7 protein-coding genes and 1 pseudogene are annotated in these 25,590 nt (G+C 39.7%); 3 read left to right on the forward strand and 5 right to left on the reverse strand.

Going from position 1 to position 25,590, the window contains the following annotated elements:
- Window positions 1–40: 40 nt before the first annotated feature.
- From GON26_RS04520 to GON26_RS04530, 3 genes are all read left to right on the forward strand, one after another.
- Window positions 41–478 carry a hypothetical protein gene (locus GON26_RS04520; RefSeq protein WP_160373536.1) on the forward strand — a complete coding sequence of 146 codons (438 nt, stop codon included), beginning with the start codon at window positions 41–43 and terminating at the stop codon, window positions 476–478.
- A gap of 184 nt (window positions 479–662) precedes the next feature.
- Window positions 663–1,751 (forward strand): biotin synthase BioB, encoded by a 1,089-nt coding sequence (gene bioB, locus GON26_RS04525; RefSeq protein ID WP_160373537.1) that lies wholly within the window; start codon window positions 663–665, stop codon window positions 1,749–1,751.
- 81 nt (window positions 1,752–1,832) lie between these two features.
- Entirely contained in the window at window positions 1,833–2,699 is an 867-nt protein-coding gene (locus GON26_RS04530; protein ID WP_160373538.1) for a cupin-like domain-containing protein, read from the forward strand.
- Here the strand turns inward: GON26_RS04530 and GON26_RS04535 are convergent.
- The 5 genes and pseudogenes from GON26_RS04535 to GON26_RS21865 form a co-directional block, all read right to left on the reverse strand.
- Window positions 2,691–6,533: a delta-60 repeat domain-containing protein gene (locus GON26_RS04535; protein ID WP_160373539.1), complete on the reverse strand. Its 3,843-nt coding sequence runs from the start codon at window positions 6,531–6,533 to the stop codon at window positions 2,691–2,693. The genes GON26_RS04530 and GON26_RS04535 overlap by 9 nt on opposite strands.
- A 158-nt stretch (window positions 6,534–6,691) precedes the next feature.
- Window positions 6,692–11,803, reverse strand: coding sequence for a T9SS sorting signal type C domain-containing protein (locus GON26_RS04540; RefSeq protein ID WP_160373540.1), 5,112 nt, complete (start codon window positions 11,801–11,803; stop codon window positions 6,692–6,694).
- 233 nt (window positions 11,804–12,036) lie between these two features.
- Entirely contained in the window at window positions 12,037–18,000 is a 5,964-nt protein-coding gene (locus GON26_RS04545) for an Ig-like domain-containing protein (RefSeq protein ID WP_160373541.1), read from the reverse strand.
- A 566-nt stretch (window positions 18,001–18,566) separates the two neighbouring features.
- Entirely contained in the window at window positions 18,567–19,967 is a 1,401-nt protein-coding gene (locus GON26_RS21860; RefSeq protein ID WP_394350394.1) for a T9SS sorting signal type C domain-containing protein, read from the reverse strand.
- Between the two features lie 4,833 nt (window positions 19,968–24,800).
- Window positions 24,801–25,451: pseudogene (locus tag GON26_RS21865) on the reverse strand (glycine-rich domain-containing protein); the annotation flags it as partial.
- Between the last annotated feature and the right edge of the window lie 139 nt (window positions 25,452–25,590).

Here is a 25,590-nt window from a genome sequence, read left to right on the forward strand (position 1 = left end):
TGTCAAATCTTTACTATTAACTTCTTTAAAAATAACCACTATGAAACTACCTAAAGAAATATTCAATGGTTTTTTGATTTTCCTCGGAATTGGCCTTTATTTTTTACTGATGAATGTACTAGGCTTAGCTGATTTGTTTTACCTGCGTACCTTAAATGTATTTTTTATATTTTGGGGTGTCAATAGAACATTACAGATGAATCTTCTGGAAGGGGAAACTAATTTTGTATCCAATGCCGTGTCCGCAATGGCAACCTCTGTCGTTGGTGTTTCGCTGAGTGTCTTCGGATTATTAGTATATAGTTATGCAAGAGGCGGTGACGCTTATGTAAAAACCCTTTCGGAAACGTTTATGTTTGGCGGAAATCCATCAGTACCAACCTATTGCATTTGTTTGCTTTTTGAAGGAATTGCTTCCTCCGTAATCGTAACGATGATGCTGATGCTGTACTGGAATAACAAGTACGCTGCTGATTAAGAACCTGATTAATTTTTCAAAATAAAAACAACATTTCAACACTCTAAAATCATAGAATTATACTTTTTTATGATTTTAGAGTGTTTCTTTTTTGAAATTAACTGACAAATATTCATTTACGAAAATCAGGATTGGTTGATTAGAACAATTTGACTACTTTTGAAGCATCAAAAAAAATGTATCGATGAGCATTACAAAACACAATTGGACAAAAGACGAAATAATCGCCATATATAATAAACCTATGATGGACCTGCTGTATGAAGCAGCAACGATTCATAGAGAAAAACACGATCCAAACGTAGTTCAGGTTTCTACTTTGTTATCTATTAAAACAGGAGGCTGCCCTGAAGATTGTGGTTATTGTCCGCAAGCAGCACGTTACAACACCGGAGTTGAAGGAAACGATCTGATGAGTGTAAGTCAGGTAAAAGCACAGGCTTTGCGTGCCAAATCCAGCGGATCATCCCGTGTTTGTATGGGAGCTGCCTGGAGAAACGTAAAAGATGGTGAAGAATTTGACCAGGTGCTGGAAATGGTTCGTACCATCAATAAACTGGATATGGAGGTTTGTTGTACATTAGGTATGATTACCGAAAATCAGGCACAGCGTTTGGCAGAAGCTGGTTTATACGCATACAATCATAATTTAGATACTTCTGAAGAATATTATAAAGATGTGATTTCGACTCGTGGTTTCGAAGATCGTTTGCAAACTATCGAAAATGTTCGTAAAACGAATGTTACCGTTTGTAGCGGAGGAATTATCGGAATGGGAGAAAGCATCGAAGACAGAGCCGGAATGCTGGTAGCGCTTTCTACCTTGAATCCACAACCAGAATCTGTGCCAATTAATGCTTTGGTAGCAGTTGAAGGAACTCCGATGGAAGAAGAAAAACCAGTTGAAATCTGGGAAATGATTCGTATGGTTGCCACAACCAGAATCGTGATGCCAGACACACAGGTACGTTTATCTGCAGGAAGAACCAATATGAGCAGAGAAGGTCAGGCAATGTGTTTCTTCGCTGGGGCAAATTCTATTTTTGCCGGTGATAAATTACTTACTACTCCAAATCCGGATGTACACGAAGACATGAAAATGTTTGAAATGTTAGGCTTGATTCCGCAAAAACCTTTCGTAAAAGTTTCTCAGCCACAAACAGTTGAAGCTGCCGATTCGCAATTCGCTCCGCTTGGTGAAAAACCAAAATGGTCTCGTCCCGGACACGCTATCGAAAGAAATCTTGAAGCTTCTATCAAGTCAAAAAATTAATTAAAAGAGTTAAAAAATCTCAGCAAATATTTTTAAATTGCTTATAGCTAATACTATAAGCAATTTTTTTATTTATAAGAGATGAATTTAAAGCAAATAGAAAGGGTAAAGAAAATCTCAAAAACTGATTTTATTTCCCAATATGTAAAAAAACAAATCCCCGTAGTCATAGAACAGCTCACCGAAGATTGGCCTGCTTATGAAAAATGGAAATTAAGTTATATCAAAGAAATCGCAGGAGATAAAACCGTTCCCCTGTACGACAACAGACCCGTCAATCATGAGGATGGCTTCAACGAGGCACATACCAAAATGAAAATGAGCGATTACATTGATCTTTTAGAACAAAAACCTACCAACTACCGCATCTTTCTTTATAATTTAATGAAAGAAGTACCTCAATTAAACAACGACTTCCGTTGGCCAGATATTGGCTTAAAATTAGTCAAACAGATGCCTATGCTTTTCTTTGGAGGAGAAAATGCCAAAGTGTTTATGCACTTTGATATTGACTATTCGAATATTTTGCATTTTCATTTTCATGGTGAAAAACAATGTATGATTTTCCCGCCTGACCAGTCTAAATACATGTACAAAGTTCCTCATGCTTTGATTTCAAGAGAAGATATCGATTTTGATAATCCTGACTACGAAAAATGGCCTGCACTTAAAAATGCCGAAGGTTATATCACGAATCTCAAACATGGCGAAATGCTCTATATGCCAGAAGGCTACTGGCATTACATGAAATATCTCACGCCTGGGTTCTCGATGAGTTTACGTGCTTTTCCAAGAAGTATTAGCCATTTATCAAAAGCGGTTTACAATGTATTTATCATGCGCCATTTTGATATTATGATGCGAAAAATGCAGGGACAAAAATGGATTGATTATAAAAACGAAAAGGCAATCCAAAACACTCATCAGCATTTGTATATTTCAAAATAACACTTTTTGTGTCAAAACTGTATTGCTGTCGGTTTCGACTTTTACAATTAAGACGCGGTTTTTAGGTTTCAAATCCAAAACCGTGATCTTCTTTTGATTTGCATCCTGTTCCAAAATCAATTGCCCTGCAACATCAAAAACCTGAATTTTTAAGATTTTTTCTTTTGGAGAATCCAGAACAAGTTGGTTTTGGTTTTGATAAATAATCAAATTGTTTTGAATTTTTTCAGGCTCATTTGTTTGTAATGTGCTATTGGTAAACCTCAACACAAAGCGATCATTAAAAGTTCCTGTATTTGTAGTAAACCAATAGGGTTTGTCTTTTAAGTTGTGAATCAAATGAGTTATTTTGTCTTCCAAAAAAACATCTTTATTTTTCAAAACGCCGTCAACCGAATCGATTTCGATTGCTACTTTTTCTTCGATTTTGGCACTATATCCCAGCGTAACCGTATCATTTGAATCAAAAGGAAAACGACGGCCTTGAATCGCCAGGTTTTTAGTATCGCAAATACTGTAAAAATTGACATACGAATTTGCGCTTAATGAAACCCCGTCGTATTTACTTTCAAAATCATTAGTCGCCTCTGTAACATAACCAATCAGAAGTTGTTTGAAAATTCCATTTTCATTGGATAAATTAATCCAGATTCTCGCTTCTTCTGCTTCCTTATTTTTGATTCCCGAAGGTTTAAAAAATTGTGTGTTTTTATTGTCTTCACCTCTGCTTCTCATTTGGTTCGAAAAATGAATTTCTCCATTACCAACAGCACGAGCAAAAAAACTTTGACCTGAAGCCACAAAACCCGTTGGTATTTTACCGGAACGTTGCGTTTTGATCCCGCCTACAGCATTGTAAGAGGCATAGTCATTTGTCGAATACGAATATTTGGTACCATTAGGTTTCAGAGGCGTTTGATGTGTCCAAAAATAAATGGTTCCGTCTAAAAATTTATTTTTGGACAAAAAAGCCACTGCATCGAGAGCCGTTGGATACGGATTTCCAACCAAGTAATATTTACCAGACTCGACCGTTTCTCCTGTAATTTTTCCGTTATTGGGAACTCCCTTAAAAGTCGCTTCATACAGTGCTGGAACGTCTTTAGAAAAAGTCTGGGGCCCTCTAATATTGTAGCCTTTGCCCTTTTTCATTGCGCCAGCAGGATCTTCGGTAACCCATTTTACACCATTATAAGACTGGTATTTATCGGATAGAGTCAGGGGCGAAAATTCTATTAATTTTTGATTATCTACTGGTGAAGACCAAAAGGTAAAATCGAATTTGCGTATAGTCGTATTTCTTTTTAGGTGAATAATTCCTGTATTGGTTATCTCATCATCAAATTGATACAAAGACGCCGAATCTTCTAAAACCAAAGTTCCTAAACCAGAATAATCAAAGGTTAGGGATAGTGAATGATTACTGGCAAGCGTGACTATTTTATCAGATGCAATAAAACAATTACAGGCGAAGGCTGTTTCAAGACGTAGATAATCTGCATTGAAAATCAATTCTTTTCCCGCCGATGGAGAGCCGTTTGACCAACTTACTCCATCCCAGACAGAACTATTGGTACACAAACTCAATCTGGCAATCCTATGTTTCGCAATTCCTGAAACCGAATTAAAATTACCGCCAATAATAAGCCGATGGTCTGATGAAAGTGCCATAGTAAACAAAGTCCCGTTTAAACCGGCATCAAAAGTAGTGTCTTTTTCTCCGGAGGATAATAACCGAATCATTCGTAAGGCTGGAACTCCATTGTAATTACCTGAAAAAGTTCCTCCTAGTAAGGCGCGATCATCTGGTTGTATTAATATAGTACGAACATCGCCTTTACTAAAACCTGTTCCTGTATTAAAAGTGATATCCAGACTTCCGTCCGGCAGCAATCTCACAATTCTTTTTTGAGCGATGTTGTTGTAATTTAAAAATGAGCCTCCTACAATGATTTTTCCATCAGATTGCAAAGCTATGCTATACACATTTTTATCAAACCCTGCACCAACACTAAAAGAAGAATCAATCGTTCCGTCCTGATTTAACCGAATCAAACGTGGTGAAAGTACTCCGTTAAAGGTTTCGAATTTTCCACCAATTAAAATTTTACCATCCGGCTGAACCAATATCGATTCTACAATAGCATCTGCTCCTATTCCAGCGTTAAAGGTTTCATCCATACTTCCATCAGGCATTAACCTGGCAATTCTGCCCACATTCACTTCGTTAAATTTTGTGAAATTTCCGCCAACTATTATCTTTTGATCAGATTGAAGTTCTAAAGCGTAAACCTGATTATTAAATCCCGAACCCACATTAAAAGAAACATCAGGATTGCCGTTAGAGTCAATTCGGGCAATTCTATTACAAATCACGTCATTGTAAATGGTAAAATTCCCGCCCAAAACAAGCTGCCCGTCAAGCTGCTGAACTGCTGTTTTAATAAAATTGTTTGCACCCGATTTATTTAAATTATAAGAAGTGTCTAACTTTCCATCATTCGTAAGTCGGGCTATTCTATAAACCGGGCTTCCATTAAATTTAGTAAAACTCCCAAAAACCATTTTACCATTATCTGCCAAAGAAAGCACCTTAAAAACTGAATTATTAAAACCTACATCTGATGAAAGAAATCCAATATCGAGACTTCCATCAGTATTAATTTTGGCTAATCGTCCTTGATTTTGATTATCAAAAACGGTAAATGAGCCTTCTAAAAACCAGGAACCATCCAATCCTTTGGCAATCGCCAGCACTGATCCCGAAGCTGGCCCATCTCCAATATCAAAATCAGGTATTAAGGTTCCGTCAGGTTTTAAAAAGAGTAAACGGTTCAATGGATTTCCATTATAATTTCCGGTAAAAGAACCTCCAATCATAATGTTGCCAGTTTCATCAACTGCGACAGTATAAACAGTATTATTTGATAAACCAAGACCAGATGAAAATTCAGAATCTTTTGACCCGTCTGGATTTAATCGAATAATTCTATTTGCTGAAATGCCGTTATAATTTAAGAAGGTGCCTACAATCAAAATTTTACCATCGGATTGCAGAGCCATTGAAGTTACTTTATCATCAAATCCTGATCCTGTATTAAAAGTGTTATCTATACTTCCATCAGGATTTAGTCGTACAATATGATTTTGCGGTTGTCCGTTAAAAGAAGTAAAAGTACCTCCTAAAATGATTTTGCCATCTGCCTGAATAATTACTTTTTCTATTAAAGAATTAGCTGCAGATCCAGTAGCAAAAGAAGTATCTAAACTTCCATCAGATAAAATTCTGGCTATTCTGGAAACCGAAACCCCATTACAAATGGTAAAACTTCCCACGATTATGGTTCTTCCGCTGGAATCCTGAGTGCTATCATATATAATATTATTGGTTTCTAATGTTGTATTAAAAGAAGCATCATAAGTACCATTGGCTTGCAATCGGACCAATCGATTGGCGGTAATTCCGGCAAAAGAGGTAAAAGATCCGCCCACTATAATTTTTCCGTCAGGCTGAATAAAAGTGGTATATACTTTTCCGTTAAAACCTTCGCCTAAAACAAAGGTGGGGTCAATAGTTCCGTCTGGCTTTAATCGATTCAAATAAGGGTTTGAAACACCATTAAAATTCAAATAATCACCTCCTGCAATTACATCGCCATTATCTTGTACCGCAAGTGTACGAACGGTATTATCAAAACCATCTCCATTTTCACCATCATCCTGAATATTAAATGTGGTATCTAATTTTCCTTGCTGGGCAAGAACATTCGGAGTTTTAAAGATGACTATTAAAACAATTAAAAAGATCAATTTTACTGCAGGCTTCTTCAACATAAACAACACAAAGTAAGAATATACAGCAATTTATGCTATTAAATTGAACTATGCAATTGTATTGTTGTTTTTATTTAAGAATAATACCACAAGTTTTATAATTACAAAAGCCAATTGTGAGAGCCAATTGGCTTTTGTAATAACTGAATTAGATATATTTATCTAAAAATAATCTTTTTAGTAACAGTAGCGTGATTCTCTAAACCAACTTTGACTAATAATGTCTGTTCGCTGGAGTGCAAATTCAGAATAGAAAACTCATTCGCGTCTATTTTTTCCTTGGTATAAATTAATTTACCTGTCAAATCAAATAGTCGAATGGAACTTATAGGATCTTTTTCACTGAATATTTTAATCACTTTTTTATTCACCGTAACTACAAGTTCTTCACCAGTATCAAAATCATCCACACCCAAAGATTTATTGGTAAAGTGTAATATGAAACGGTCTTTAAAACTTCCGTTCATTGTGGTGAAGGTATATTTAGAAGCTCTCAAATCATGGAAAGTACCACTTACTTTGTCTTCAAGGAAAACGCCTTGATTGGCCAATACGCCATCTGAGTTGGCAATAGTAATATCAAAACTGCTGGAACCTTCAATTGAGGAACGATAACCCAATGGTACCCAATCCGACTCTTCAAACGGAATAGCTCTTCCCTGAATAACCAGATTTTTATCATCGCAAATGCTGTAAAAATCTACATAAGCGTGGGCATTGGTACTTACTCCATCGTATTTTGTTTCATAACCATTTGTAGCACCCGTAATATAACCTATTAGGATTTGTTTGAAAGCTCCTCCATCATTGGTCATGTTCAGCCAGATACGACTACGCTCTGTATTTGATTTTTTAGCTCTCTTAGGTTTAAAGAACTGACCGTTTTTATTAGAACCTCCATCTACACGCATACCGTTATTAAAAACAACAGATCCAGCGGCTATGGTTTTGGCAAAAACCGCCTGTCCGGCTGAGATATAACCTGAAGGGGTTTCTCCACCGGATCCTGCTACCCCTCCTACACCATTGTAAGAAGCATAATCATTAGTAGCATAAGAGTAAACGTTTCCGTTTTGCGTGAGTCCTGTATTATTTGTCCAGAAATAAACGGTACCGTCCAGAATTGTACTATTGTCTGCCAATAATTCATCGGCATCTATGGCTGATGGATATGGATTGCCTATCAAATAAAATCTGCCAGCCAGAATAGTTTGATCGCTTGTTAAGTCTCCATTATTCGGAATACCGTCAAAGCCTCCTAAAAAATCTGATTTTACAGTACTGGAGTGACTCTGAGGCCCTCTGACATTATATCCTTTGCCTATTTTCATCACATTTTGAGGGTTTTCGGTAGTCCAGGCTGTTCCTGTATAGGATTGATATTTATCGGATAAGGTATTTGGAGACAAATCAATCAGCTTTTGATCCTGAACCGGAGACGACCAAAACGTAAAATCGAATTTACGGACAGAAGTTTCCCTTTCGTAAATAATATTGGCCGTATTCTGTACATTGGTTGTCTGCAATAAGGTTGCATTATTCTTAAACCTTAGATTACCAGTGGTTGTAATGGCATTCACAACCGTTAAAGTATGCCCGCCATTAATCTCAACATCCACACCTGAATTTACGACACAGGAACAAGCTGTCATATCTCCAGTAGAAGAATAAGGAGCATTAAACACAACATTATCGGCTGAAGTTGGCGCAATACCTCCTGGCCATGATCCCTCCCAGGTTATGGTAGATGGAGAACCTGCTACTATGGATATAACATTAGAACTTAATGCACTTATACCACAAGTAGCATTAATAGACCAAATTTTAAAATAATAGGTAGTTCCTGCTATCAATCCCTTAACATCATAGGAGGTTAAATTCCCTATATCAGCAGCGTTCAGATTGATTACGTGGGATGGCCCTGAAAAATTACTATCTGTGGCAACAGATAAAATATAAGAAGTAGCTCCCGATACAGCATTCCATTGTGCAATAAATCCTTCGCAATTACGCACGCCTGTCATTGCAATTGGTGCTGCCAATGCTGTAGTTTGTACAGAAGTACCCGTATTTGCATTTAGTTCACTACAGGTATTATAGGCTCTTACTCTATAATAATAATTGGTACCTGTTAACCCTGTAAGATCATAGAATAAAACATTATTTACATTTAGATTATTGTAAGCCGGAAGGATATCGGTAAATCCGCTATCAGTGGCAACATCAATATAATACCCTGTTGCATTTGCTGCAGCATTCCAGTTGACACGCATCGAATTGCAGGTAACATTTGTTTCGCCAGTTGCAATGGGTGCATCAGCCAAAGGATAAACACTAATAAGTACTGATGCAGAATTGACTACAGCACAATTAGCATTTTGTACAACAGCCCTAAAATAAGTACTCACTGCCAGATTTCCTATTGTACCTGTTGGCAGGGTATTGCTGGTTACTGCAATATTTACTGGAGAGGTAAAAGCGGCATCAGTAGCACTTTCCCATCGTAGTATAGTTCCTGTATGACCACTTAACACCAAAGACTGAAGCGGAGTAGCACTAGTACAGACACTTTGTGCGGGCGATACTGAACCTCCCACCGATGCGGCATTAACGTTTATTTGTATAGCATGCGATTCTGTACAATTGTAAAAAGAATCTCTTATTACCAACGTTCCTGTATAGGAGCCTGCTGCTGTTCCAGCCGGAACATTTATATTGATGGTATTAGCAGGTAAATTTGCATTGGTAACAGCTGCAAAGCTATTGGCAGGTGTCGAATCCCAGGTAATAGAATACTGGTTTGGTAAACCGGCTAACAGCTGATAGGCCAAAGGCAGTACTTGCGAACTGGCACTATAACAAGTAGTCAGTACAGAGGAGGTTAAACTTACCGAAGGTGCCTCAGCAACCTGAATCGTAAAACTATATTCATCACTTACACATCCATTGGCATTTTTTACCGTAAATATTCCGGAATAAAAATTACTGGCCGTACTTGCCGGTATCGGTATAAGGATTGTTCCTCCTGACAATGCAGCATCGGTAACATCTACAAATTCATTTGGAGGCAAACCCGTATCCCAAATGACAGAATAGGTGTTAGGAGCCTGTGTGGTATTGGTATAAACAAATGTGGCTCCAGCTGCCTTTTCGTTAGAGCATATTACAAGATCTAAATCAGGAATGGTTATGGTAGGCAAAGGATTTACTGTAAAAGTTCCTGCACTGGTAGCCGTACCGCCTGCTGTAGTAACCGTAATGGTTCCCGTTGTAGCCGAGACTGGAGACGTTGCTGTAATTTGTGTATTCGAATTTACCGTAAACGAAGCTGCTGCAACACCATTAAATTGTACTGCGGAGGCAGCGGTAAAATTAGTACCGGTAATCACCACAGAAACGCCAGTTCCTGCACAGGTGGAGGCTGGTGTAAAATTAGTAATAGTAGGAGCCAAAATAGTAACGTTTACCGGCGTAGCCAAAACAGAACAAGGCGAAACAGTATTTCGTGCCGTAGCGGTATAAACAGTATTTTGAGTAGGATTTGCGGTAATACTGGTGTTCCCTGAAGCCAGCGTATCTGCACCTGCAGGCAATCCTGCAGTACCTGCTGGGCTTGCTGCCCAGCTATAGGTATAAGGAATACTATAATTACCCGATATTTTTACATTATCGAGTGCCCACCAATGATCAAAATTGGCTTCATATCTAAAACGGATATACAATGTAGGCTGATTGATGTAGGCATCCAGATTAACGGTTCTTTTTACAAAATTCGTAGAAATTCCCTGTGTAGTCGTGTTGGTAGATACTACTGTCCATGTTGAATTATTAGTAGATACTTCCACTATTTCGAAATCGCTAGCATCCCAATCTAGTGTGTGTTCATAAAACTCTAATAACAAACTGCTATAACCGGTAGAGTTCATAACGGGTGATTTTAATGTGGTTGAAGCAGTACCGCCTTGTGCGGATGAATTACTAATATAAAACTGGCTGTAATCGTCTGAATAAAAAGTATAAGTTGCACTACCATTATGCAAATATTGGTAACCATTCGGACGCAAAGTCCAGGCGGCATTAGCAGGAGTTCCTCCGGTTGAAGAATTTCCAGGTAACCACGAATTGGTGGCTGCATTAAAATTTTCATTAAGCAGTGTAGCAACATAAGAGGTAGGCGAAGCGGTTGCTGTTAGCGCCACATTGCCTCCGCTTATCACAGATGTAGGTGTTCCGCCTCCTGCAACAGTAGAAACCCCCATTACAATACTATTAGAGGTAACAAAGTCTGTTCTTGATCTACAGGTTGTCATTTTACAGCTTACGACATCGCCATTCACCAGTGTAGTAGAGCTAAAAGTAGTACTATTGGTTCCCACAACACCGCCATTTAACAACCATTGATAAACAGGAGATGCCCCTGGATTAGTAGCCGTAGCATTAAAAGTGGCATTTCCACCTGTACAAATCAAATTGTTTGCACTAATAATTAATGAAGTATTACAACTCAGAGTGTTATTAGTAACATTAATATATCCAGAGTTAGCGGCAAAAAAGGTGGTATTTTGATTTCTTACATTGGCATTATTTCCCCAAGTATAAGTAGTGGTGGGAAGTCCACCCAATGTTAATACTGGTGTAGAAGAAGCAAATGTTCCTAGATTTGCAACAACCCCGGAATCGATAGTTATATTTGTCCCTACTGCTATCGCCCCTGTAAATGTTTTTGTTCCTGAACCGGAAAGGGTTAGGTTGGCATAATTATAAGTCCCTACTGACTGATTTCCTGCACCATTATAATTTACAGTACCTGTTCCGCGTGTAAAAGAAGCCCCACTACCAAAATTACCTGCTACATTCAGAGTACCGGAAGTCATTACTATCTGAGAATTAGCTCCTCCTGCAATAGTAATGTTGCCTCCTACCGTAAGGGTAAAACCGTTAATCGTGACAATTCCCAGTAAAAGCGCATTTCCATTTATCGTTAGAGAAGCACATTCTGCATTAGCAGTCAACGAAATATTATTACCCGCCGATATGGTCACTGTATCATCTGCATCCGGAATTCCATCGGCATCGGTACCACTGTTAAGCGTCCAGATCAAATTGTTATTCCAGTTACCAAGCAAGACTGCAGAAGAAGTAAAATCAGCTGCTTTAGCAGTATAACCACTCATTATTAATACCAACAGCAATAGCAGCTTCGCTATGCTTTGTTTATTGGCTTGAAATTGAAATGTTCGATAGACAATCAGAAGTAATTTTGTATTCATGACTTGTAAATTTTAATAGTAGTTTATTCTAAAAACAATATGCTCCATAATTTATAACCCGCTTTGGATAATTGTAGCTCTCGCTTCTTTATTTAGAAGGGGTCAACAATACCTAAGTTGTAAAAAAATCCATAATTTAGTGATATTGAAATCTATTAATTCTTACAAAAACACCATCATATTCTGGATGGTACTGAACATGTATAAATCATAATAAACAGTATTTGTTTTTTTTATCTATAAATGATTTTCTTAGTAATTGTATGACCATTCTCTAAACCAACTTTGACTAATAATGTCTGTTCGCTGGAGTGCAAATTCAGAATGGAAAACTCATTCGCGTCTATTTTTTCCTTGGTATAAATTAATTTACCTGTCAAATCAAATAGTCGAATGGAACTTATAGGGTCTTTTTCACTGAATATTTTAATTACTTTTTTATTCACCGTAACTACAACACCTTCATCCTTCGTATCAAAATCATCCACACCCAAAGATTTATTGGTAAAGTGTAATATGAAACGGTCTTTAAAACTTCCGTTCATTGTGGTGAACGTATATTTAGAGGCTCTTAAATCATGGAAAGTGCCACTTACTTTGTCTTCAAGAAAAACGCCTTGATTGGCCAATACGCCATCTGAGTTGGCAATGGTAATATCAAAACTGCTGGAACCTTCAATTGAGGAACGATAACCAAGTGGTACCCAATCCGACTCTTCAAACGGAATAGCTCTTCCCTGAATAACCAGATTTTTATCATCGCAAATGCTGTAAAAATCTACATAAGCGTGGGCATTGGTACTTACTCCATCGTATTTTGTTTCATAACCATTTGTAGCACCCGTAATATAACCGATTAGGATTTGTTTGAAAGCTCCTCCATCATTGGTCATGTTCAGCCAGATACGACTACGCTCTGTGTTTGATTTTTTAGCTCTCTTAGGTTTAAAGAACTGACCGTTTTTATTAGAACCTCCATCTACACGCATACCGTTATTAAAAACAACAGATCCAGCGGCTATGGTTTTGGCAAAAACCGCCTGTCCGGCTGAGATATAACCTGAAGGGGTTTCTCCTCCTGAACCTGCCACACCTCCTACACCATTGTAAGAAGCATAATCATTAGTAGCATAAGAGTAAACGTTTCCGTTTTGCGTGAGTCCTGTATTATTTGTCCAGAAATAAACGGTACCGTCCAGAATTGTACTATTGTCTGCCAATAATTCATCGGCATCTATGGCTGATGGGTATGGATTGCCTATCAAATAAAATCTGCCAGCCAGAATAGTTTGATCGCTTGTTAAGTTTCCATTATTCGGAATCCCCTCAAACACTCCCAAAAAGTCAGACTTAATCGTACTAGAGTGACTCTGAGGGCCTCTGACATTATATCCTTTGCCTATTTTCATCACATTTTGTGGGTTTTCGGTAGTCCAGGCTGTTCCTGTATAGGATTGATATTTATCGGATAAGGTATTTGGAGACAAATCAATCAGCTTTTGATCCTGAACCGGAGACGACCAAAACGTAAAATCGAATTTACGGACAGATGTCAGACGTTCATAACGTATATTGTCTGTATTCTGAATATCAGTTGTCTGCAATAAGGTTGCATTATTTCTAAACACCAAAGAACCATCAACATTGATTGTATTGACAATAGTTAAGGTGTGTCCATCATTGATTTCAACAGTTACACCGGGTTTAACTTCACAGGAACAACCTTCTAAGTTACCTGTAGAAGAATAAGGAGTATCAAATACAATATTATCAGTTAAAGTTGGCGCAATACCTCCAGACCATGATCCCGCCCAGGTTATGGTAGTAGGCGAACCCGCTACTATAGCTACCACATTTGAGCTTAATGCACTTATGCCACAAGTTCCGTTTGTTGCCCAAACTTTAAAATAATAGGTAGTTCCTGCCACTAAGCCTGTAACAGCGTACGAAGTTAGATTACCAACATCAGTTCCATTAAGACCTGCAACATGCGAAGGTCCGGTAAAATTAATATCTGTAGCTACAGATAAATTATAAGAGGTAGCTCCCGATACAGCTGTCCACTCTGCGATGAATCCTTCGCAATTACGTGTTCCTGTCATAGCAATCGGTGCTGGTAAAGCAGTTGTTTGTACTAAAACTCCTGTAGAATTTGCACTTAACTGGCTACAGGTATTATAGGCTCTCACCCGATAATAATACTGAGTTCCTGTCAGACCTGTTAGATCATAAAACAGAACATTATTTACATTTAAGTTATTATACGCAGGAACAATCGACGTGAATCCACTATCTGTAGCTACATCAATATAATACCCTGTTGCGTTTGCTGCAGCATTCCAATTGACACGCATTGCAGTACAGGTAACATTTGTCTCACCTGTTGCAATTGGTGCAGCTGCTAAAGGATAAATGCTAATAAGCACAGGTGCAGAATTTGCAATAGCACAACTACCGCTTTGCACAACCGCTCTAAAATAAGTATCAGCAGTAAGATTCCCTATTGTACTGGTGGGCAACGTAGCTGTGTTTGCTACAATATCTACTGGAGAGGTAAAAGCGGCATCACTAGCTCTTTGCCATCTTACAACAGTTCCCGTGTGACCACTTAAAACCAAAGATTGTATAGGTGTAGAACCACTACAAACATTTTGCGCCGGCGAAACCGTACCACCTACAGATGAGGCTACTACCGTAACAGTAGCGGTTATGATACAACCGTTACTATTGGTATAAGTAATGATACTGGTACCGGCTGAAACTCCGGTAACCAAACCTGTACTATTTACCGTGGCAACAGAGGGTGTACCTGATACCCAAGGATTCGATGCATTAGGTGTGGCGGATCCTGTTAATTGCGTCGTAAGACCCGAACAAACACTTAGAGTTCCCGTTATTATAGGCAAAGCATTTACGGTAACAGTAGCTGTTATAATACAGCCGTTACTATTGGTATAAGTAATGATACTGGTACCGGCTGAAACTCCGGTAACCAAACCAGTACTATTTACCGTGGCGACAGATGGTGTACCGGATACCCAAGGATTTGATGCATTTGGTGTGGCAGATCCTGTTAACTGTGTAGTAGCGGAAATACAAACACTTAGAGTTCCCGTTATAATAGGCAAAGCATTTACGGTAACGGTAGCCGTTCTTATACAGCCGTTACTATTGGTATAAGTAATGATACTGGTACCGGCTGAAACTCCGGTAACCAAACCAGTACTATTTACCGTGGCAACAGAGGGTGTACCGGATACCCAAGGATTCGATGCGTTGGGTGTGGCAGAACCTGTTAACTGTGTAGTTGCGCCAATACAAACACCTAAAGTGCCTGATATCGTAGGCAGAGCATTTACCGTAACGGTAGCCGTTATGATACAGCCGTTACTATTGGTATAGGTAATGATACTGGTACCGGCTGAAACTCCGGTAACCAAACCTGTACTATTTACCGTGGCGACAGCTGGTGTACCTGAAACCCAAGGATTTGATGCATTTGGTGTGGCAGATCCTGTTAACTGTGTAGTAGCGGCAATACAAACACTTAGAGTTCCCGTTATAATAGGCAAAGCATTTACGGTAACGGTAGCAGTTCTTATACAGCCGTTACTATTGGTATAAGTAATAATACTAGTACCGGCTGAAACTCCGGTAACCAAACCAGTACTATTTACCGTGGCAACAGAGGGTGTACCGGATACCCAGGGATTCGATGCATTAGGTGTGGCCGATCCTGTTAATTGTGTAGTTGCGCCAATACAAACACCTAAAGTGCCCGATATCGTAGGTAACGCATTTACCGTAACGGTAGCCGTTATGATACAGCCGTTACTATTGGTATAGGTAATGATACTGGTACCGGCTGAAACTCCGGTAACCAAACCAGTACTATTTACCGTGGCAACAGAGGGTGTACCGGATACCCAGGGATTCGATGCATTAGGTGTGGCGGATCCTGTTAATTGTGTCGTAAGACCTGCACAAACACTTAGAGTTCCCGTTATAATAGGCAAAGCATTTACCGTAACGGTAGCTGTTCTTATACAACCGTTACTATTGGTATAGGTAATGATACTGGTACCGGCTGAAACTCCGGTAACCAAACCAGTACTATTTACCGTGGCGACAGATGGTGTACCTGAAACCCACGGATTCGATGCGTTGGGTGTGGCTGAACCTGTTAATTGTGTAGTAGCGGCAATACAAACACTTAGAGTTCCCGTTATAATAGGCAAAGCATTTACCGTAACGGTAGCTGTTCTTATACAGCCGTTACTATTGGTATAAGTAATGATACTGGTACCGGCTGAAACTCCGGTAACCAAACCAGTACTATTTACCGTGGCAACAGAGGGTGTACCGGATACCCAGGGATTCGATGCGTTGGGTGTGGCGGAGCCTGTTAATTGTGTAGTTGCGCCAATACAAACACCTAAAGTGCCTGATATCGTAGGTAACGCATTTACCGTAACGGTAGCCGTTATGATACAGCCGTTACTATTGGTATAAGTAATAATACTAGTACCGGCTGAAACTCCGGTAACCAAACCAGTACTATTTACCGTGGCAACAGAGGGTGTACCGGATACCCAGGGATTCGATGCGTTGGGTGTCGCTGAACCTGTTAATTGTGTAGTAAGACCTGCACAAACACTTAGAGTTCCCGATATAATAGGCAAAGCATTTACGGTAACGGTAAAATTGCTTGCTACACTTGTACAAGTCCCGTTTTTAACTGTTAATGTTCCCGTATAAGTATTAACGGTAGTACCGGCTGGTATATTAATCGTAATGGGACTTGCTGGTAAAGCAGCATCTGTAACAGCTGCAAAACTGTTAGTAGGCGAAGCATTCCAGGTGATACTATACGTTGTAGGTGATAATGTTGTGGCTGTATAGGCTAAAGGAGTAGTTTGTGCGCTCGCACTGAAACAAACTGGAGTGGCAGCTGGTGCTAATGTAATGGTTGGCAATTCATTTATTACGTAAGTAACAGAAGATCTACAGCCAGAATTTTCATATCCTGCATAAAAGGTATAAGTTCCGGCGGTATTTGTATTAGGCAAACCAGATCCTGTAAGCCCAACCGGACTAAAGGAACTACCTGTGCTTATTGGAGACCCTCCTGTTGGAGTAGTGTACCAATTGGGCATTATTTTAATACCCTGTCCTGCTGGAGGTGTTATTGTCCAGGCAAACTCAGTTCCATCAGTGATAGGAGAAAATGCAGTTGTGATCAGTGTATAATTTACGCCCGCAAGTAAAGGAACATTATTCATAACTGGTTCATCATTAACCAATATTAAGAGATCATCATCTCCTATTACAAATGTCCCTCCACCACAAGTTCCGGGAGAAAGATTGCCTGTATAAATATATCCAATACCGTTTATAGCACCATTAGCATCCATAGCAAAAGTATAGTTTCCTGATGCCGTTACCTGAAAACCGGTCATAACATAACCAGTAGGCTGTCCCGCTACAAACTGACAGGTGGTTGTATTATTATATCCTATCCCTACCGCTTCGCCTGGAGGTCTATCGGCTGTGGCATTTGCCGTGACATCAAAAAAACCTGTAATTCTGGTCGTTACCGGAGCCGAAGCTACAACAGATCCGGCACTTAAGGCTTGAGAAGCACCTCCCTTACAAGAATTAACTCCTGTCAGTGTTAAACTTGTACAAGTAACGGCTCCCACATTGACAACTCCCGTCAATCCGGAACCTGCCAAAAAATAAGTATTGTTTTTAAAGTTAACGCTATTAGTTGCGGTAGTACTACCCCATCTTCCGGAAGCAGTACCTGTTCCTCCTAATGTTAACGTACCGGCCGGATGAACAAAACTTCTTAAATCGGCCTTGACTCCTGATGCTATCGAAAGATTTCCTCCGATAGTCATTGCGGCTAAAAAGGCCTTAGAACCACTGCCAGAAAGTACTACATTATTAAATGAGGTTGCCGTAGCAGGAAGCGATTGATTGTTAGTATTATAAAACTCCACGGTTCCTGTGCCCGGTACAAACGCAGCTGTTCCGGATTTTGTCATATTGCCTCCTATTCTTATAAGTCCCGAATTAGCATTTGTTGTAGAGGTACTGCTCATATCAAAAGCTCCGGTAATAGTGTGTGTAAAACCGCTTCCGAAATTGAAGGTAGCTGAAGTACTGCTATCTGAAAAAGATCCGGCGTTCATAGCGCCACTTAGTGTTGCTGTTCCTGCTGTTTTATTTACGGTTACCGCTCCTGTAGTGGTAAAACCGGCAATACTCTGAGTAGCAGCCGCGCCATCAATAGTAATTGCAGAACTACCTGCCGTAAAAGTGCCACTATTGGTAAAGCTGAGTATAACACCTACAAGGCTGAACTTAAATAGTACCTCAACAACAAAAAGATAGAATCAAATATATTTGAATAGCCTCCAACTTTAGTTGGAGATGAACAAGATGGAAAGAGAATTGGCTTTAGCCGAAGAAAAAGCAAACTACTTATTGGGCTAAAGCCTTACTATCGCATAAATTATAACCTTCCAACTAAAGTTGGAGGCTATTCAATACAAATCCAGGTCAGGCTACAAGGTATTAGTAACTTTGTGGCGTATTTTTAAAACACAAAACCTCTCTTTTAACCCAAAAAAAATCCACTTGCTCTCACAAGTGGATTGGTATTAGGATGGATGACTGTGTTGTTTTACAAACACAAATCGCACACAGACTGGGCAAAATCTTTTAATCCTTTACCCTGTGGTACTCCATTTTGTTTTTAATTAAAAATAATCTTTCTGGTTGCAGTTGTTCCGTTTTCCAGACCTACTTTAACTAACAGGGTTTGTTCGCTTGAATGTAAATTAGGGATAGCAAACTCTGTAGCTTCGATTTTTTGTTTATTGAAAAGTAATTTACCTGTAAGATCAAAGATCGTAACGGACTGAATACTTTCTGAAGCACTGGTTACTTTGATTACTTTATCCTTCACCGTAACTACTAAGCCGCCCTCAACATTTTCAAAGTCATCGTTTCCTAAAGTTTTCTTCGTATAACGTAGAACAAATCGGTCATTAAAAGTTCCTTTTGCCGTTGTAAAAGTATATTTAGACGCTTTTAAATCATAGATAGTACCTGTAAGTTTATCTTCTAAATAAATAGCCTGCGAAGCCAGTGTACCGTCTGTTTTATCAATAGCGATACTAAACTCGCCTTCCAGATTCGCCACATATCCCAGAGGTACAACATCTGTTTCCTGAACTGGATAAGCTCTACCCTGAATAGCAAACTTCTTATCTTCGTTTAGGGTATATAAATTAAGGTTTTTATTGGCACTAAAAGAAACACCGTCGTATTTACTATCAAAACTATTAGAAGCTCCTTCGGCATACCCTAATAAAGTTTGTTTGTAAGCCCCTAAACCATTACTGATGCTTAACCATACACGGCTTCTTTTGCTGGTAGCTGCAGTCTTAGCTGTTTTACCCGGTTTAAAGAATTGTGCATTCTCTCCTTCGGCAGTCGAAACCCTCATGTCGTTAGTAAATCGAACCGGATCAGTAGTGATGGTTTTCATAAAGAATCCCTGAGCAGCACTAATATAATCAGAAGGTATTCTTCCGTCTGGCTGAGCCGCTGTACCTCCTAAATAATTACGGGAAGCGTAATCATCAGAACCATACGAATATACACTTCCGTTAGGCGCTATAGGGGTAGCATGAGTCCAGAAATAAATAGTTCCTTCGATAATATCTTCGTTTAGGTCTAAAAAGTCCAACACGTTTATAGGAGATGGATACGGGTTACCGGCAAGATAAAATTTGCCTGCCACAAGACCTGTTAACTCATAAGGTCCGTTATTAGGTGTTCCTTCAAAAGTAGCCAGATAAGGAGCCGGAGTAGCATGACCTTGAGGTCCACGAATATTATAAGCTGTTCCCGGGCTCATAGTTAAAGTTCTACTTAGCGTAGTCCATTTAGAATTTGCACCATCATATCCCTGGTATTTATCACTTAACGTAGATGGTGAAAGTTTTTCCAGTGTAAATCCTTGTACCGGACTAGACCAGAACGTAAAGTCGAACTTATATATTGGGGTGGTAATACGCTTGTATTTAATTAACCCGGTGTTTTGTGCATCTGTATTTTGCAATAGACTTGCATTATTCTCGAAAGTCATGGTAGATCCTGTAGCCACATTTACCGTATGCGTCAGTGTTAGGGTATTGTCAGACGAAATTACGATATCAGCATCATTATTTACAATACAAGAACATCCGTTAAGATCTACTGTAGAAATGTAATCACCTGTAAAAAGTATGTTGTCTGCAAATGTAGGTGGTGCTGGTGACCATGCTAAACCATCCCAGGTAGCCGTAGTAGGTGAACCTGCTGTTATGGTTATCGTATTCGAATTGGCACTATCGCCACAAGTTACATTATTAGCTCTTACTCTATAATAATAAGTTGTTCCAGGTACTAAGCCGGTTACTGCATAGGTAAGACCCGACACAGTAGCCCCGTTTAAGACCGTTCCGTTACCATTGGTTACAAAACTGCTGAAAGTATTGCTTGTCGAAACATCTAATCTATAATCTGTTGCTCCCGAAACCGAATTCCAAAAAGCAACAAACCCTGTACAGTTAGGTGTAGCAGCCGTTGCCAATGGCGCCAGTGTTGCTGTAGTATTGAAAGTGATAGTACCTGAATTTCCTCCTCTGTTTGAGCAGGTATTTTCTGCATATACACGATAGTAATAGGTTCCTGCCGCAAGACCTGTAACGGTTTGAGATAGGTTGTTCCCCACATTTTGATTATACACTAATGTTGCAAAAGCATTATCTGAAGCTACTTCCAGAACATAGGATGCTGCATTGGTCGCAGCTGTCCAGTTTGCCTGAACCTGCGAACAGGTAACATTGCTAACCGCCTGCGCTGTAGGTACGGCTGGTGCAACTGGTACTGTAATAGTAGCATACGTAGAAGCAGCTTCTGAACACGAACCGCTTACCGCAATTGCTCTAAAATAAGTAGTAACTGTTAGTGCTCCTATTTCTGCCGATGTTAATGTGTCGGTATTATTAGCTATTGTAGTTAGAGGAGAGAAACTAGTGTTAGTCGATCTTTCCCATCTTACCACATTTCCGATACGTCCTCCCCCTGAAATAAGACTACTTAAAGGAGCATTTCCTGAACACAAAATATGTGACCCTGAAACTGTACCTCCTGCTGATGTAGGGGTAATATTAGTAGCCGTAGAGGTAGCGGCTGCAGCTGCATAACAGTTATTTGAATTTCTATAATTTACGGTTGCTGTTTTGTTTCCTAATGTTAGGTAACGTACAGTAACAGTGTTATCATTTAATCCTCCTCCTGACATAATTTGGTAATCGGTACCAGCAGTACCGGTGAATCCCCAAACATAGTTGTTGATACCACTACCTGTTTGTGTGGTATAGGTAACATTTGTATTGATACAAGCCTGAACTCCTGGCTGGGCTGTAAAAGTAGGAGTTGGTAATGTGTTAACTGTTAAGAGTACTCCATTAGAGATTGTCTGACATCCATTGCTTGTAACGATACAACGTACATAATAACCGTTATAGGCAATATCCGTATTGGTAAAAGATATCGTAGCCGAAGTAGTTCCGGTTACTAATGGTGGAGTATTAGGTATATTAGCATAGCTTGATCCAGATGGAGCTAAGTATTGCCATTGATAAGTAGGACTAGATGCTGATGTTACAACACTAAAACTACCACTTGCTCCCTGACATACTGCTAAAGCAACAGGTTGGGTTGTAATGACCGGTAATGCGTTTACCGTTAAAGCTCTTGTTGCTGTATTCGAACAGCCTCCAGAACTTGTAATGCTGTATCTAACCGTTACGGTTCCAGCTGTAACACCTGTTACGACACCTCCTGTACTAATAGTTGCTTGTCCTGTTCCGTTTGTTATAGACCAGGTTCCACCAGCTGTTGCATTGGTAAAAGCAGGTGTTGTTAAACCCACACATACTGCTGAAGCTCCTCCGCCAATAGCGGGTACAGTTGTTAAAGTAGAGGTTGTTACAAATTCTACATTAGAAGGTGTACCATAGGTTCCACAAGCATACATAGGCCAAACTCTATATCGGTATGATGTATTAGCTGTTAAACCAGTTACTGCATGGGAAGCATTATTTCCTGCGGCTAAACCGTTGTGTATAAAAGTAGTGAAATTATCTGTAGCAACATCTAATAAATAACCACTAGCCCCTGGCACTAATGTCCAATTAGCTGTAAAACCAGTACAGGTTACAGCTGTTTCTGCTGATGCTGTTACGGGACCTGTCGCTACTCTTACTACTGCTGATGTTGCAGCAGTACAAGTACCACTTGTTACTACCGCGCGGTAATAACGTGTTGACGTTAAAGTTCCCATTTGGGCAGCTGTCAAAGGACTTGCTGTTGCACCCGCTATAGGATTAAAAGTAATATTATCTGAAGATACCTCCCATTGAATGGTTCCTGTATTTCCTGTTAAAGTAATAGGAGCTGGAGTTGTAGCAGTACAAAGTGACTGGTCAGCAGATACTGTTCCGGCAACGCTTGCCGGGCTTATGTTTACGGTTCTGGTAACCATAGCAGAAGCTCCGTTACAACCACTTGCCTGAACCTGAATATTTACTGAACCTGAAAAACCATTGGCCCAGGAAACAACTCCTGTTGTAGCATTTATTGATCCTGCTGAGCCATTACTTAAACTCCAGTTGAAACCAGTACTATTCGTTGCAGTAGTTGCATAAGTAGTAGTCGTAGTACCATTTGTTAATTGACATGTAGGCTGTGTTCCAGCCGAAATTGTAATAGCTGTTGGCGTACCAACTGTTGGGGTAACACTTAGTGTTAAAGTTTTAGTTGTAAATGCTGTCGAGCAATTAGGTGTTGAACTGGTTGTCGTTACGCCTGTAACACTCAAAGTCTGACCATTATTTGTAGCGGTTAAGGCAACCGTACTAAAACTAGCATTACCACTGGCATTGGCAACAACATTTGCAACCGCTGTTTGTGCAGTACCATTGATCGAATAGGCAATGGTTGAAGTACTACTTGGCAATAAGCCCGTTAGGTTAATCGTTGCAGCAGCACCCTGACATACAGTTGCTGCTTGTGCAACGGTATTTAGCGTTGGTGTTGCTACATTAATCACTACATTACCACTAGTTAGTGTACCACATCCACTAGAGGCATTAGGTATTACTTGTCTTCTATAATAAGTTGTTGTAGTTGGCGAAGGTTCATAATCTTCTGTTGTAGCTACATTAGTCCATGATCCTGTACCTGTTGGAGATGCTTGCCATTGAAAAGTTAAAAAAGGATTCGTTACGCCATTAATTAAATAACTTGAACCGTTTAAATTTACAGCTGTTCCGCTACATACTGTAGATGTCGCTGGTGTAATCGTATTGGTTGCCGCATCAAACGCAATCATACTAAACCCAACTACGTTGTTGGTTCCGTTTTCGTAGTAATCAAAAACGAGATCATCATTTCCATCTAAGTTAACTAAAATATTGCTATAAGTTGTCGATCCTTGTTCTTGCCATCTACTCAAAATTGGGGTTGGAGTTGGTCCTGTAGGATTTAAAAACAAACGTACTCCATCATCACCTGTAATGGTTGCTAGGTAGCAACCTGTTTTAGTCGTATTCATACGATAACGAACAGCATAACCTTCGGTATAAACAGAGGCACGCTGAACGCCATTAGATAAAACAGCAAAACAAGCCGTATCACCTCCAAAACCCTGATTGATTGTTTCAGCGGGTTCTAAATAATACCCCATATAGTTGGCACTAGTAAAGGGTTCTGGTTCTATTCCACCAGCATTGTATATATGACCTCTCCAGTTATTGGTACCGGAAGCGGTTTGTGAATCAAAATTATTTCCTAATAGGTTTTGGGTTAAGGTTAAAGCTCCACCCGTAGTACCATTTGCACAGGTACTGGAAGTTAAAACTAATCTAATAACTCCTGAACTAGGTGCAACCCAAGTGTTGATAGCAGTTCCAGTAGGACCGGTTACTGAAGCTACTGGTGAAAAGTTAGCATTGCTATTATTTAAGATTGTAAGTGTTTCGCTTGCTCCTGGAAAAACATCTCCAACAGCAAAACTATACGTAAAACCACTTACCACATTTACCGAAACATATTGTCCCGAGTTAACCGGAGCGGTTATGATAACCGGAGGATCCGAATTCATACAAAAAGTATTCACTGTACCTACCTCGCCATTTGGTGTAACAGCCGTAACGGTATAAGTCGCCGGCATTCTTGTACCACAAGCATCGCCATAGGCAGCATAAAAAGTAGTAGTTCCAGGTGTATTCGAATTGGCTAAACCAGAACCTGGAACCCCAACAGGATTAAACGAAGCTCCTGTTCCTATTGATGTTCCTCCTGAAGAGGCTGTGTACCATCTTACTGTAGCAGCGGGTAAGTTTACTCCTCCACCTGTAGGCGGAGTTACTGTCCAGATGTAAGTTCCTGTGAAGGTTCCTGTATTACCAAAAGTAGTCGATATTAATTTATAAACTGTTCCAGCAGTTAAATTTGTAGTTATTCTTGGCTCGTTGGTACCAGAATTATTCTCATCATCATCACCCATTACATAAGAACCGCCACCTGAACAATTTCCAGGTTCAAAATCAGCTGTAGTAATATAGGCCATACCGTCATAATCACCATTCTCCGTCATTTTGAAAGTATAACTCCCTGTAACATTTACTGTAAAATAAACAACACTGTAATTACGGATGTTTCCCGTAAATCCACATGTAGTTATATTAGCAGCAGTAGTTTCTGAAGGCTGTCTTACAGCTATAAGATCGGTAGCAGCTGTCCAGCTTCCTGTAAAAGTAGTAATCGTAGTATTCGGATTTAAAGCTTGTAAATTAGCTGTACCACCCTGACAAACTGTTGCATTTGTTGTAGTTAGTGTAGTTGTTGTCGGAGTGAAATAGGTGATTCTTATTTGTCCTGCACCTCCTGCACCTCCAGATCTATTGGACCCACTACGTTCGGCACCACCACCACCACCGCCTGGACTATTTCCAACACTTCCATTACTATCAGTTTGTCCGTCACCTCCAGTTCCACCACCATTAGCTCCAGCTCCTCCGTTACCACCAACACTTCCATTGGTAGGACTACTGCTTCCAGTAATTCCAGATTTCATTACAGATCCTCCAGAAGAAGATCCACCGGCACCACCGGCATTTGGTCTAGCATTCGCCATTATTCCACCTAGACCTCCATTAGCCGTTAAACTAGTAGATGAAGAAGTATGTGTTACTGTAGTATTTCCTCCAACACCACCATTTCCAGTACCTCCTGTTCCTCCGGTACCAATTGCATAAGTTATAGTTTCTCCTGCAATAACTGCAAAAGTTTTCATAACATACCCGCCGCCGCCGCCGCCGCCGCCGGCCCTATTATCATTTTGAGAACCCCCACCGGCACCACCGCCTCCCCATGCTTCAACAGTAACCGAGGTTACACCGCAGGGAATAGTGAAACTTGTACCAGTAGTAAGTACCTGTGTAGTTGTAGTAGCTTGTGAGAATGAATTATTATAACAAAGAAAGAACACAAAAAAAACGATGAGTAGTTTTTTAGCCATATTGGTGGTGGTATAAAGTTTTAATTATGCGAGCTTACAAAAAGTCATGTTTTTTGTATGCAGGCATTCTGATAAATTTGGGGGCAATCTTTATTCTTTTAAAATGAAAAAAACTCCTTAATTTTGCGAACAAAATTAT

Source organism: Flavobacterium hydrocarbonoxydans (genome assembly GCF_009789235.1).
Lineage (GTDB): Bacteria > Bacteroidota > Bacteroidia > Flavobacteriales > Flavobacteriaceae > Flavobacterium > Flavobacterium hydrocarbonoxydans.

What these genes read in the sequence shown, in the direction of transcription:
- GON26_RS04520 (WP_160373536.1), top strand. Translation starts at nt 41, where the DNA reads ATGAAACTACCTAAAGAAATATTCAATGGTTTTTTGATTTTCCTCGGA.
- bioB (WP_160373537.1), top strand. Translation starts at nt 663, where the DNA reads ATGAGCATTACAAAACACAATTGGACAAAAGACGAAATAATCGCCATA.
- GON26_RS04530 (WP_160373538.1), top strand. Translation starts at nt 1,833, where the DNA reads ATGAATTTAAAGCAAATAGAAAGGGTAAAGAAAATCTCAAAAACTGAT.
- GON26_RS04535 (WP_160373539.1), bottom strand. Translation starts at nt 6,533, where the DNA reads ATGTTGAAGAAGCCTGCAGTAAAATTGATCTTTTTAATTGTTTTAATA.
- GON26_RS04540 (WP_160373540.1), bottom strand. Translation starts at nt 11,803, where the DNA reads ATGAATACAAAATTACTTCTGATTGTCTATCGAACATTTCAATTTCAA.
- GON26_RS04545 (WP_160373541.1), bottom strand. Translation starts at nt 18,000, where the DNA reads ATGAACGCCGGATCTTTTTCAGATAGCAGTACTTCAGCTACCTTCAAT.
- GON26_RS21860 (WP_394350394.1), bottom strand. Translation starts at nt 19,967, where the DNA reads ATGACTTTCGAGAATAATGCAAGTCTATTGCAAAATACAGATGCACAA.